13 protein-coding genes are annotated in these 11,983 nt (G+C 54.8%); 3 read left to right on the top strand and 10 right to left on the bottom strand.

Translation table 11 applies throughout. From position 1 onward, the window contains the following. Genes ACYAC5_RS21985 through ACYAC5_RS21965 form a run of 5 tightly spaced genes read right to left on the bottom strand, consistent with a single transcriptional unit; the run spans position 1 to position 5,030 of the window. On the bottom strand, positions 1–423 hold the full coding sequence (locus tag ACYAC5_RS21985; RefSeq protein ID WP_192412963.1) for a cupin domain-containing protein: 423 nt from the start codon (positions 421–423) through the stop codon (positions 1–3). Positions 424–426: 3 nt separating this feature from the next. After that, positions 427–1,365, bottom strand: coding sequence for an ABC transporter permease (locus ACYAC5_RS21980; RefSeq protein WP_462063051.1), 939 nt, complete (start codon positions 1,363–1,365; stop codon positions 427–429). Continuing rightward, complete coding sequence (locus tag ACYAC5_RS21975) at positions 1,362–2,477, bottom strand: ABC transporter permease (protein ID WP_462063049.1); 1,116 nt, start codon at positions 2,475–2,477, stop codon at positions 1,362–1,364. Before ACYAC5_RS21975 ends, ACYAC5_RS21980 begins: the two co-directional genes overlap by 4 nt. Then, positions 2,461–4,014 (bottom strand): ABC transporter ATP-binding protein, encoded by a 1,554-nt coding sequence (locus ACYAC5_RS21970; RefSeq protein ID WP_462063047.1) that lies wholly within the window; start codon positions 4,012–4,014, stop codon positions 2,461–2,463. Before ACYAC5_RS21970 ends, ACYAC5_RS21975 begins: the two co-directional genes overlap by 17 nt. A 5-nt stretch (positions 4,015–4,019) precedes the next feature. Beyond that, the gene (locus ACYAC5_RS21965; RefSeq protein WP_312462633.1) at positions 4,020–5,030 is read right to left on the bottom strand and encodes a BMP family protein; all 1,011 of its coding nucleotides are present in this window, start codon (positions 5,028–5,030) and stop codon (positions 4,020–4,022) included. Positions 5,031–5,135: 105 nt separating this feature from the next. Here ACYAC5_RS21965 and ACYAC5_RS21960 point away from each other — a divergent pair, with 105 nt between their 5' ends. Next, a complete protein-coding gene (locus tag ACYAC5_RS21960) occupies positions 5,136–6,035 on the top strand; it encodes a LysR family transcriptional regulator (RefSeq protein WP_101761485.1) in 900 nt (299 codons plus the stop codon). A 47-nt stretch (positions 6,036–6,082) separates the two neighbouring features. Here the strand turns inward: ACYAC5_RS21960 and ACYAC5_RS21955 are convergent, their stop codons facing one another. From ACYAC5_RS21955 to ACYAC5_RS21945, 3 genes are all read right to left on the bottom strand, one after another. Further along, positions 6,083–6,898 carry a creatininase family protein gene (locus ACYAC5_RS21955; protein ID WP_462063045.1) on the bottom strand — a complete coding sequence of 272 codons (816 nt, stop codon included), beginning with the start codon at positions 6,896–6,898 and terminating at the stop codon, positions 6,083–6,085. Between the two features lie 138 nt (positions 6,899–7,036). After that, the gene (locus ACYAC5_RS21950) at positions 7,037–7,960 is read right to left on the bottom strand and encodes a substrate-binding domain-containing protein (protein ID WP_280173116.1); all 924 of its coding nucleotides are present in this window, start codon (positions 7,958–7,960) and stop codon (positions 7,037–7,039) included. Continuing rightward, positions 7,957–8,199 carry a hypothetical protein gene (locus ACYAC5_RS21945; RefSeq protein ID WP_462063044.1) on the bottom strand — a complete coding sequence of 81 codons (243 nt, stop codon included), beginning with the start codon at positions 8,197–8,199 and terminating at the stop codon, positions 7,957–7,959. Before ACYAC5_RS21945 ends, ACYAC5_RS21950 begins: the two co-directional genes overlap by 4 nt. 71 nt (positions 8,200–8,270) lie before the next feature. Here ACYAC5_RS21945 and ACYAC5_RS21940 point away from each other — a divergent pair, with 71 nt between their 5' ends. Next, the gene (locus tag ACYAC5_RS21940) at positions 8,271–9,275 is read left to right on the top strand and encodes a LacI family DNA-binding transcriptional regulator (protein ID WP_137387400.1); all 1,005 of its coding nucleotides are present in this window, start codon (positions 8,271–8,273) and stop codon (positions 9,273–9,275) included. A 21-nt stretch (positions 9,276–9,296) separates the two neighbouring features. Here the strand turns inward: ACYAC5_RS21940 and ACYAC5_RS21935 are convergent, their stop codons facing one another. Both ACYAC5_RS21935 and ACYAC5_RS21930 read right to left on the bottom strand, forming a co-directional pair. Then, on the bottom strand, positions 9,297–10,289 hold the full coding sequence (locus ACYAC5_RS21935) for a sugar phosphate isomerase/epimerase family protein (RefSeq protein WP_222233945.1): 993 nt from the start codon (positions 10,287–10,289) through the stop codon (positions 9,297–9,299). 150 nt (positions 10,290–10,439) lie between these two features. Further along, positions 10,440–11,045, bottom strand: coding sequence for a helix-turn-helix transcriptional regulator (locus ACYAC5_RS21930; RefSeq protein WP_192412977.1), 606 nt, complete (start codon positions 11,043–11,045; stop codon positions 10,440–10,442). Between the two features lie 396 nt (positions 11,046–11,441). On the opposite strand from ACYAC5_RS21930, the gene ACYAC5_RS21925 reads away from it, so the two are divergent. After that, the gene (locus ACYAC5_RS21925; protein WP_192412979.1) at positions 11,442–11,945 is read left to right on the top strand and encodes a GNAT family N-acetyltransferase; all 504 of its coding nucleotides are present in this window, start codon (positions 11,442–11,444) and stop codon (positions 11,943–11,945) included. Positions 11,946–11,983: the final 38 nt, after the last annotated feature.

The raw sequence follows: 11,983 nt of genomic DNA, 5'->3' as shown, positions 1-11,983 counted from the left end.
TCAGGCTCCCGTTAATACGCGAATATCTTCTGCATCGAGCGTGACAGGGTCACCGCTACGAATCAGTTCGGAAAAGCCTTCATTTGGCGTCATCACCGTCAGCGTATAGAGTTTGCTGTTGCCGGTATTACGAATGGCGTGATCGTTGCCCGGATGCAGCAGCAGAGAATCGCCTTTCCTTATCTCAAGTTCATCATCGTTACAGCGCGCCACGCCTTCGCCGTGCAGTACATAAAAGAACTCGTGCGCGGTGGCGTGTTCATTCGGTGGCGTAGCACCGCCGACGTTGAAAATCTCCACCACGAAAATGTTCTCAATACCGTCTAACGGTTTGTCGAACAAGATGGCGAAATAGTTGCTGCTGTCCGGACTGATACGGAACGCCTTAACATCCGCAAGATTGTTGAAACGAAACGATTTCATAAGTTATTCCTTTCGATAAGGCTGCGTTAATGCGCCGGGTTGCAATGTGCGTCCCACCACGCCGGACATCGCCAGAATGGTGAGCAAGTAAGGCAGCGCCAGCAGCACCTGAGGCGGCAGCGTGTTTTCAAACAGCTGTAGCGAGAGTTGCAGGGCATCTGCAGCGCCAAAGATAAAAGCGGCGACCAGCGCTTTAAGCGGGCTCCAGCGACCAAAGATGACAATCGCCAGCGCGATAAAACCTTGCCCGCTGACGATGTTGTCGCGGAACAGGCCGATCTGCGCGGTGACCAGATAGCTGCCCGCCAATCCAGCGCCCACGCAGGAGGACAGCACGCCCCATGTGCGAATCTTCAACACGTTGAGCCCGGCGGCATGCGCCGCACGCGGGTTTTCGCCCACCGCGCGCAGTGACAGGCCAAAGCGGGTATGAAACAGACCCAAGTGCGCCAGCACCGCCAGCAGCAAAGTGAGATAGAGCGGCAGCGGCTGCTGGAACAGGATCGGGCCAATAAACGGCAGCGAAGAGAGCAGCGGCACATGCCAGGGTTCGAGCATTGGGATGGTGGGAGAGGATGCATTGCCCATTACCAGCGCGTAAATCCAGGTGGCTAATCCCGCTGCCAATATATTGAAGACGATGCCCACCACAATCTGGCTGGCATGGGCGCGCAGGTAGAGCGCCGCCAGCACGCAGCCAACCAGCAGTCCGCCGACGCCCCCGGCGATGAAGCCCAGCGCGGTCGATCCGCTCTCAACCGCCGTCATGTAGCTGGAAAGCGCGCCGAGCAGAATAGTGCCTTCAATACCGATATTCAGTACGCCGGAGCGTTCGGCATAGATTTCACCGAGCGCCGCCAGTAACACCGGACCGGCAAGGCGCACTGCGGCGGCTAGCCAGCTGACGAAAAAGGCGGTATCGAGATTCATCCACAGATTCATGAGTGTTCCTCCGCCAGCTGGCTGCGCGACTTACGCCCGCCGGGCAGGTTGATGCGGTAATAGCGCAGCAGATCGCCCGCCAGAATCAGTAACACCACCAGACTTTGCAGAATCAACACTACCGAAGTGGGCAAGCCGGTTTGGCGCTGCATGGCGCTGCCGCCCACTTCCAGCCCGCCGTAGAGAATGGCGGTCGGGATCACCAGCAGCGGATTGAGGCGTGCCAGCAAAGCCACCACCACGCCGATAAAGCCGACGCCGCCGGAAATGCCTTCCATCAGGCGATGTTGCACGCCTAATACCGCGCACAATCCCGCCAGTGCAGCCAATCCGCCGCCGAGCAGCACCGCGCCCATTTGGCGGCGATTGACATCCACGCCGCTGTAGCGCGCCGCGCGCGGATTCAGCCCGGCAATTTTGATTTCGAAACCGGCGGGCGTGGCACGCATCAGCCAGAAGACAAACAGCGTGGCGACTAGCGCGATGGCGATGCCCCAATGTGCGCGCATGCCGTTCATCACAAACGGCAGCCAGCTCTCCACCGGCAAACGTGGCGTCTGCGGCAGATCGCCCGGCGCGCGCATTGGGCCGGAAACCAGATACTGCACCATGAACAGCGCCACATAGTTGGCCATCAGCGAAATCAGCACATCGTTGCCGCCAAATTTTACCCGTAACGCGCCAACCCAACCGGCCCAAAGCGCGCCCGCAAGGAAGGCGGCAATCAGCACCATCGGCCAGTAGAGCAGTGCGGGAATCGCCCACGGAAAGCCCTGCGGCGTACCCGACAGCGCGATCCAGCTGGCCGCCGTGGCACCTAGCAGAAAACAGCCTTCAAAGCCGATATAACCGAGCCCGGCGCGCCACACCACGATGGTTGCCAGCGCGATCAGCATCAGCGGCGTGGATTGCACCAGGCTGAGACCGAAGCTGCGCAGCGAGCCAAAAGCGGCATCAAACAGGAAGCCATAAGCCGAGAGCGGACTGCCGCCAAACGGGATAAACAGCAAGCCGGCAATGATGAAAGCGGCAAGGATGCCGCAAAAACTGGTTAACACCAGCGCGCCGCTGGATTCGGCGGGCGCCAGACGTCGCTCAAGCAGCTTCTTCATGGTTGCCTCCGGTTTTTTTCAGGTGCGCGCCCGCCATCAGTTCGCCGAGGCGTTCTGGCGTGGCGTCGGCGGCGTCCATTTCTCCGGCAATCTGGCCGCTGTACATCACCGCGATGCGATCGGAGAGATTGATGATCTCCTCCAGCTCGGCGGAGATCATCAGAATGGCGCATCCGCGATCGCGCGCCGCCATCAAACCTTGCCACACGCTCTCGATCGCGCCGACATCCAGCCCGCGCGTAGGCTGTTCAACCACTAATAAGCAGGGATTGCTGGCGACTTCGCGCCCGAGAATCAACTTTTGCAGGTTACCGCCGGAGAGTTTTCCGGCTTCGAAATCGGCATCCGGCGTGCGTACCGCAAAGCGGGCGATGATGTCGCGCGCATGCTGACTAATGCGCTGGCGATCCAGCAGCCAGCCGCCCGCGCGGGTAAAGGTGCGCTGGCGGCCAAGCATGGCGTTATCAGTAATCGATAAATCGGTCACCGAACCGACGCCACGCCGATCTGCCGGAATAAAACTGATGCCTTTATGGCGGCGCGTAGCGGGGGAATCGTCGCTGATGTCTTCGCCATTCAGCAGAATGCGGCCTGCTTCCAGTTCACGCAGGTTAAGGAGCGCTTCCGCCAGCTCCGATTGACCGTTGCCTTCCACACCGGCAATGCCGAGGATTTCGCCAGCGGCGACGTTGAGCGACACGCGCCAGATTTTCTGCTGGCCGCTGGCATCACGCACCGCAATGCTATCCACCTGCAACACGGTTTTGCCCGGCTGGCACGGCGTTTTTTCGACGCGCAGCACCACATCGCGCCCAACCATGCGGCGTGCCAGATCGCGCTCCGAAGTGTCTTTAATATCCACTGAATCCACCATTTTGCCGCCGCGCATCACCGAAACGTGATGGGCAATCGCCATGATTTCATACAGTTTGTGAGTGACAATCACTACCGAACGGCCTTCTGCGCACAGTGATTTCAGGGTAGCGAATAGGCCGGCTTTCTCCTGCGGCGTCAGCACCGCCGTCGGTTCGTCGAGAATCAGCACCTGCGCATCACGGTATAACAGCTTGAGGATCTCCACACGCTGCTGCACGCCAATCGGCAAATGCTGCACTTTCGCCCAGGGATCGATCGCCAGCCCGTGTTTATCCGACAGCGCCTGCAAACGCGCCGCCGCCGCGCGCAGATTAAGTACGCCGCTAGCGCCTTCTTTCAATCCCAGCACCACGTTTTCCACCACGCTCATCGGCTGTACCAGCATAAATTCCTGATGCACCATGCCAATGCCGCAGGCGATAGCATCGCTGGGATCGCGAAAACGCTGCGCCTGGCCATCCACCTCAATGCTGCCTTCATCGGCCTGATACAGGCCGTAAAGGATTTGCATCAGCGTGCTTTTTCCCGCGCCGTTTTCCCCTAGCAGCGCGTGGATTTCGCCGGCTTTAATGCTGAGCGACACGTCATCATTGGCCACCACGCGCGCAAAGCGTTTGGTGATGTTTTTCAGCGCGACGCGGATATTTGCTATTGCTGTCATGATGGTTAAACCACTGGCTTCAGCGCGCCGCTATCAAGCTGCTGCCAGATCTGCTGGAAGCGCGCCCATGCGCTGGCACTCACCAGTTTGGCGTTGTAGTGTTCGCTGCCATTGACCACCGACCAGGCTTTGCCAACGGTGGGGTGCCATTCGTCGCCGCCTTTGAAGGTTTTATTCGCCACCGACTCGCCAACCTGTTCCACCATCCAGTCGAGGTTCTGGCGGAAGCTGCAGGCAACATAATCGGGCGCGACATCACGCTGATCGACATAGCAGCCGATAGCTTTGACTTTCGCCGCTGCCGCGCCTTGCATCGCGCCGAGGCCGGTGACGTCTGCGGCATGCCAAATCACATCCGCGCCGTTACCAATCATGGTGGTGGCAGCTTCACGGCCTTTGGCGGCGTTGTCGTAATCGCCGGTCACCACGCCCATGCCTTTGATGCCCGGACGGGTTTTCTCAGCGGCCTGAATAAAGGCGCGCATCATTGCCTGCTGCGTGGGATTATCGCCGCCGCCCACAAAACCAACCGCTTTGCCTTTTGCGGAGATCAGCGCCGCCAGCGCACCGGCGGCATAGGCGCCTTGCAGATAGGCGAGGTTGACGTATTCCACGTTGTCCGGTGATTTTTCGCCTGGCTTGAAGGTGGACGCGAAGAAGTAGGTATCAGGATATTCCGGCGCGATTTCGGCAAACGCCGAGCCGTATTCAAAGCTGTGGCCAATGATCAGCGTGTAACCGTCATCGGCGTAGCCACGTATGGTTTGATACATCTGCGCCTGCGACACGCTTTCGCTGTGCGCCACGCTGAAACCGGCTTTTTGCAGGCTCTGCAATCCGGCATACGCCAGCGAACTCCAGCCGCCATCGGCAACCGAGCCGGGCAACAGCAGGGCGATTTTTATGGTGTTATTCGCCGCCATCGCTTTGCGCGACAACATCGGTGCCAGCGCGGGTAACAACAGTGCGCCAGCCACTAACTTCGCAAACTTTCTGCGGGATACGTCTGCCATCATGTGTTCTCCTGGTGTGGTTTTGATGTATTAATCACCGGAAGAGCATTATCTTAAAAGCATCATTTTTAGTACTTACCGATGCCTAAAAGGCAACGCAGGGGGAATATGCTGCAACATCGTTTGTTTGTGTATATCGATCAGGTGGCGCGCAGCGGTTCAATTCGCAAAGCGGCTGAACGGCTACACATCTCCGCGTCGGCGATTAACCGCCAGCTGATTGCGCTTGAAGAGGAGCTTGGCACGCCGCTGTTTCAGCGTTTGCCGCGCAAAATGATCCTTACCGCCGCCGGTGAAGCGCTGATTCATCATGTGCGTCAGAGCTTTAAAGAGATTGAAATCGCGCAGATGAAAATCGAAGAGCTGAAAGGACTGCGGCGCGGCGAAGTGACGGTAGCAATGATGAGCGGATTAGCAGCAAACCTGATTCCGCGCGTGGCAGCGGAGTTTCGCCGCGCCAATCCGCGGGTGAAATTGCTGCTGCAACAACTCACCACCGGCGAGAACATCACTAACGCGGTGGCAAGTGGCGAGGCCGATTTGGGGATTGGATTTGATTTCGACTTGCAGCCGGTGCATCGCAATATTGCCAGCGTGCCGGTGCGATTGGGCGCGGTGGTGGGCGCGGGGCACCCGCTGGCGGAGAAATCCAGTTTGCGTTTGAGTGATTGCTTGCCTTATCCGGTGGTGATTGCCGACAAATCGATGGTGATTCGGCCGTACCTGAATGAAGTGTTCGCGCGCGCCTCGATCAATATGCAGCCGGTTATTGAAACCAATTCGATCGAGGTAATGCGCCAGTCGGCGATGATGGATCAAACTCTCACGTTTCTCACGCCGATTGACATTGAATCTGACCAACGCAGCGGCCGGTTAATCTATATTCCGGTGCGCGAACTGGCGCAGCACACGCAAACGCTGATGTTGATCGGCCACGATCGCGGTACCAGCGCGATTGGTAGCGTGTTCGCCGAAACCATTAAAGGGATGATGTCGGAATTGCGTTAATCGTAGGGTGCGCATTAATGCGCACTTGGTCACCTTACATGGCGACCCTACGAGACTGCGGTGCGATCGGTCAGGAAATGAATATCGAAATCGTTCACTTCGCGTGCCAGCTTCAGCAGCGCATGTGCAGCACGATCGGTGGCAATCGCACCGCGCTCAGCATCCGCCGCTGCGGCGTTGCCGGTAGCACCAGACAGATGCAGATCCTGCGCCATCCAGCCAAAACCAATGCCGCCTTCCGGCGTTAAAATACCGCCGGTCGCTTCAAGCGCCACCGAAGTGGAAACGAAATGAGCGGCGTGCTGCATCTGCACCAGTTCAGGGTGCAAATGCAGCATCATGCTGGTTTCTGATTCACCGCCGTGAATGCCGTGATTAAGTTCATGCGCGCTGTAGAGATCCGATGCATCAATGGTACGGAACCAGCTGGCGCTGACGGCAAACATGCCCAGTTCGATGCGCAGCTGGCGACAGACGATCTCCATCAGCTGCGGCTGTCCGCCGTGCGAGTTCCAGAAAATCAGCTTGCGAATTCCGGCGCGCCAGGCGCTTTTTGCGACTTCGAACCACACTTTGCCTAACACGTCATACGGCAGCGAAAGGGTGCCGGGATAGGCAAGATGTTCATCCGATTTACCCATCGGCAGCGCGGGCAGCACCAGCAAAGGAAGATCGTCGGGCAATAATTCCACCGCGCGTTGAATAATGCCGGCGTTGATCGCCGCATCCACACGCACCGGCAGATGCGGGCCATGTTGTTCAACTGCGCCAATCGGCAGCACGGCGACGATATTCGCCATATCAAGTTCACTGAATTCCCGGGTTGAGAGATCCCACCACCAGGGCGAAGACGGTTTGAGCATGTTGACCTCCATTTTTTAACCCCAACATAGCGGGTTAATAGTGCAATGGAAGCAACAAAATTCGCACTTAGCGTTGCTTTAAAGGCAATGGTCATAAGCAGGTCGCCATGAATGATCGGCGACCCAACAAGAGCGGCGTTACTTCTGATTTTTACTGGTGAATTCCTGATAATTTTCTGTGGTCACCGTCTGGTATGGCACCCAGTTGTAGGCTTCGGTCTTTTTGCCGCTCAGCATGTCGTAAGCCACATCGACTGCACCGGTCGCCTGGCCTTTCGCATCCTGGAAGATCGTCACCGCCATTTTGCCGTTCTTAATAAATTGCAAACCATCCGGCGTACCGTCGATGCCGGCGACTAACACATTGCTTTTCTTCAACTGATCGAGCGCCATAATCGCCCCGATCGCCATTTCATCGTTGTTCGCAATAATGGCATTGATGTCATTACCATCCTGCAACCATGACAGGGTTTTATCGACCGCTTCGTTGCGCTGCCAGTTGGCGCTCTGTTTCTGGATCACTTTCAGGCCGGGATGATCCTTCACATAATCTTCAACCGCTTTGGTGCGCTGACGTGCTTCTTCGGTGGAGAGGGCGCCCATCAGAATGGCGATATTTCCTTTGTTATCCAGACGTTTGGCTAAGGCTTCGATCTCCATCTTGCCGCTTAACGCCGAATCTGAACCGACGTAAGCCATTTTGCCGGTCAGTTTCACTTCGGGTTTACGGTTCACGAAGATCAGCGGGATATTGGCTTTTTGCGCGGCGGCGATCACCGGCATTACGCCTTGCGTATCAACCGGGTTGATGATGATCGCGTCTGCGCCCTGATTGATGAAATCATCCACCTGCTGGATTTGCAGAGATACATCGCCTTTAGCATCGGCAAACTGGCTGTTAAGCCCTTTGTCTTTAAGCTGCTTTTCCATCTGGCTTCGTAAGATGGAAACAAAATTGAGATCGAGATTAGCCAGAGCGACGCCAACCATGTAGGTTTTCGCCTGGGCAGTGAACACACTGAGCAAACCGCAGATAAGCATTAGTACTTTGAATAATTTCATTTTTTTATCTCTGTAGGGGAGGTTTCAATTATTTTGCATCCGGGTGCAAAATCAACGGGATGAGTCCCGCTGATTGACATCATGTTCAGACGGACAACGCGATGTGCTGCATTCACTTTCTGGCACGGTTGAAAATTAGTCAACGCAGCAAAAAGCGATTTCATCACCACGATCACAAAATCATCACGATTTGCACCCGAGTGCATTACAAAAATGCAACCGGGTGCAAAGTTTTTCAAAGTCGCCTCTTGTTTACCTGAGGAATCGCTTTATGCTCACTTTTTGCCAGCTAATTTGCGGAAGGGAGGCGATGACGAGAACAGTGAAAAAAGCCACGGCCAGCGATGTGGCGCTTCTTGCCGGCGTATCGAAATGGACGGTATCGCGCGCGTTTATGCCCGGCGCTTCAATCTCTGAGAAGGCGCGCGAGAAGGTGATGCGCATCGCTAAAGAGCTGGGATATCGGCCAAATTTGCTGGCGCGTAGTCTGGTAAAGAAGAAAACGCATATTATTGGCGTAGTAATCGACGAGCTGAAAAATCCGCATACGCTGATGATTCTCAATGAAGCTACGCAGCAGCTACAACGTCGCGGCTATATGGCGATGATCCTCAACATCACCGACGGCGAGCCGTATCGATCGGTAATGACGCAGGCGGATCAATTGCAGATCGACGGCATTTTGTTTCTCGGTACGGTGTTATCGGCGCAGCTGATTACGCTGGTGGAGGATATGTACAACATTCCGCTGGTGCAGCTGTGCCGCAATACGCATGCGCAGGGCATCGATGTGGTGGCGATTGATGGTTATGCCGCCGGCAAGCAGATCGCCGAGCTGTTGCTGGCGCAGGGCGCGCAACGGTTTGGTTTTATGCAAGGTCCGGATACACCAACGTCACATCTGCTGCGCAAAGAGGGATTTGAAGCGACGCTGCAACAAGCAGGCTGTCAAATTGATGTGCTGCTTAAAGCCGGCAGCTACGATCGTGCACGCAGCTGGCAAGCGATGAGCGATTATCTGCATCAACCGGATGCGCCCGCAATTGATGCGCTGTTCTGTGAAAACGATGTGCTGGCGCTCGGCGCGATGGAAGCGATGCGCGCCGCCCCGACCAGGCCAAGGATTGCGGTGGTGGGATTCGATGATATTGAAGAAGCCAGCGCGCCAGGCTGCCAACTCACCACCTTTAGCCAACGTATTGATCTGCTGATCGCCGAAGCGTTAAACCGATTGATTGATGGTCGCGAGAGTGCGGATGAGCATTGGCGGCGGGGTGAAATGCGAGTACGGCGTTCGCATTTGAGGTCGCCATAAATGACGACCCACGACGTAAAATCACTGTTCTATGCTGGTCAGCAACGCATTCTGAATAATCCTCTGCGCTTTTAGCGGGTTTTGCTCATGCTGCGCTTCCTGCAACGCGGCGATATCCAGCTTATCCAGCGCGCGATAGATATGTTTGAGGAAGCGAATCGACAGATTGGCGGCTTCAACATGATCTTCACGGAACGGGAATTGATCAAGCTGCCACACGCCGTCCCAGTTATTGATCTTCAGTACATAGAAGAACTCAAAAATCTCGGTCATGTGCACGGTACCGACCACCAAATCGTCATCCCAGCCGCGCAGGTTGTCGTTGACGTCCATACCAAATAGCCGACCACGATCGATAATCAGCTGAGCGGAATCCGCTGGGGATTCACCGGCAAACAGTGCATGACCAAAATCGAGCAGCACGCCAACGTTATCCAGTCCAATATCCTCAATGCCAAGCAGCGTACGCGCAGCTGAATCCCAGGTCATTTTCACGCGTGGTTCACGCGGTTTGTACTCGATAGCAAATTTGACGTCTGGATTGGCGCTCGCCAGTTCGCGCATACCCTCTACGGCCATCTTCCACAGGTTTTTATGATCGACCTGGAACGGATAATCCCAGCCATCCTGACCCGGCCAGACTTTCACGTAGTTAGCCCCCAGCTCACGCACTACGGTGGCGGCTTCGTGCATTAAATCAAACGCCTGTTGGCGAATGGCGGCGTCGGGATTGGTGAAAGCACCGCGTGAAAAGCGGCGCAGATAGATTTCTGGCGTCACGCCAATGGCTTTCAATCCGGCATCGGCGAGCGCTTGTTTAACCTGCGCTACGGTTACGCCTTCGGTGAAGGGATAGGGCACATCAACATAGGATAGGTCCTCGACGCTGCCAGCGAGTTTAATCTGATCGAGGGTACTAAGCGCTGGCCCGTAACCATCTACGGCGTAGCGATCGATATAGTTGGCGAAGTGCCACAATCCGGCACCGAATTTCGGATACGTGTAGGAACTCATTTGACCTTCTCCTCAGATGATTGCGTCATTGAATATATATTCATATATGGTTATATATTCCATTCTGCGCCTCGGCGTGCGCAGTTAACCAGCAATCATTGACGGAAATGCAACCGTAATCACACAATATTCGATGCCATGCCCCTTTGTTCAAACCTGTTTGCTGTGATATCCCATCCGGCTTAACCGGCTGAATAACTCTTTATTGTTGGCGCAGTTGAGCTTGCGAATAATACTCTGCCGATGATGGCTGATGGTTTTGCAACTGAGATGCAGTTTGTAGCCAATATCGGTGAGATTGCTGGTTTGCCCCAGCATGCGCAATAAGCCGAACTCCCGCGCTGAAAGGGTTTGCTTGGTGCGGCGAACATCCGCCTCAAATTCTGTAGCCAACGGTAAACCTAATACAGCATCAGAAAGCGCTTTCAGACTGCACTTTTTAGAGAGAAAAGTAACACCTGGCAGCAAACTGACCACATAGCTTATGACCGCTTTCTCATGCAAATCGGTTAGCACGATAATCCGCGTGTCTGGCGAAGTCCGTTGGACTTTCAGCAATAATTCGGTAAAGAATTGCACATCGCGGCCATAAGCGGTTAATTCACTGATGAGCAAATCCGTTCCTGCGATCTTACTCAGCGCTGAGTCAATATCGTCACTATCTATATTTTTTACATGAATAAATTTCCCGGAAAAATAACGCGAAATCCCTTCAGTAATCCATTTGTTATTGTCTATCAGCGTCAATGACAACATAGTTATCCCCATCTTTATTATGCCGGCATTAAAGCGCGATCCCGACGCTATGAATATCGGACTGGGGAAGGAAGGTTTGTACGAAATTTCCCAAATTCACGATTACATATTTAAAGGCATGTCAGTGTTGTTGAGATATAACCGCTGGGTGAACGTATGGACGCGCTGGGCGTTAGCCTTGCATCGGGCCTGCCGCTGGAAAAAATGTGCAACGAAAATAAGAACATAAAGCGATTCACAGCCAGGAAAGGTAGCGGGTGGTGTATCAGCCTGGCGCCTTTCATTTGCTGTTGAGGAAAATAGCCGACATAGTTAACTGGAGCAGCAGCTGGATATTTCTGAAGCGTCACCGTATGCGATGACGCTGGTGTAGGCTCTTGATAAAGTGGAGGAATAATGAAATTAGAAACAACCCGACTGCGGCTGGAACCCTTTGAGCTCGCGCATTTTGACGGACTGCGAGCGATGGAAAGCGATCCGGAAATTATGCGTTACATCAGCAATGGCATAGTTAAAACGCCAGAAGAGACCCTGACGAGTATCGAACGCGTTCAATCGCGCTGGCAGCAATATGGTTTTTCCTGGTGGGCGATGCGGGAAAAAGAGTCTGGCGAAATCGTCGGTGCTTGCTGTCTGCAGCATTTAGCCAATCAGGATGGTGCACCATTGGAAATTGGCTGGCGTCTCAATGCCAATTATCACGGCAAAGGTTTTGCCACCGAAGCCGCGCAGGCGATAGTTAAGTTTGCGGTAGAAAAAGTTGGCGTTAAATATTTGGTCGCGGTGGCCGATCCTGAAAATAACGCTTCGCAAAAGGTGATGCAGCGGCTGGGCATGACCTACAAAGCGATTGAGCAACACTACGATGTGCCTTGCGTGGTGTATGAGCTTCATCTTTAGGCATTCGTGAACAAGTGCCATTAACATTTTATGTCATA

Source organism: Pantoea sp. y20 (genome assembly GCF_054903455.1).
Note: the sequence above shows the minus strand (reverse complement) of the source record. Positions and strands in the feature narration are given on the sequence as shown.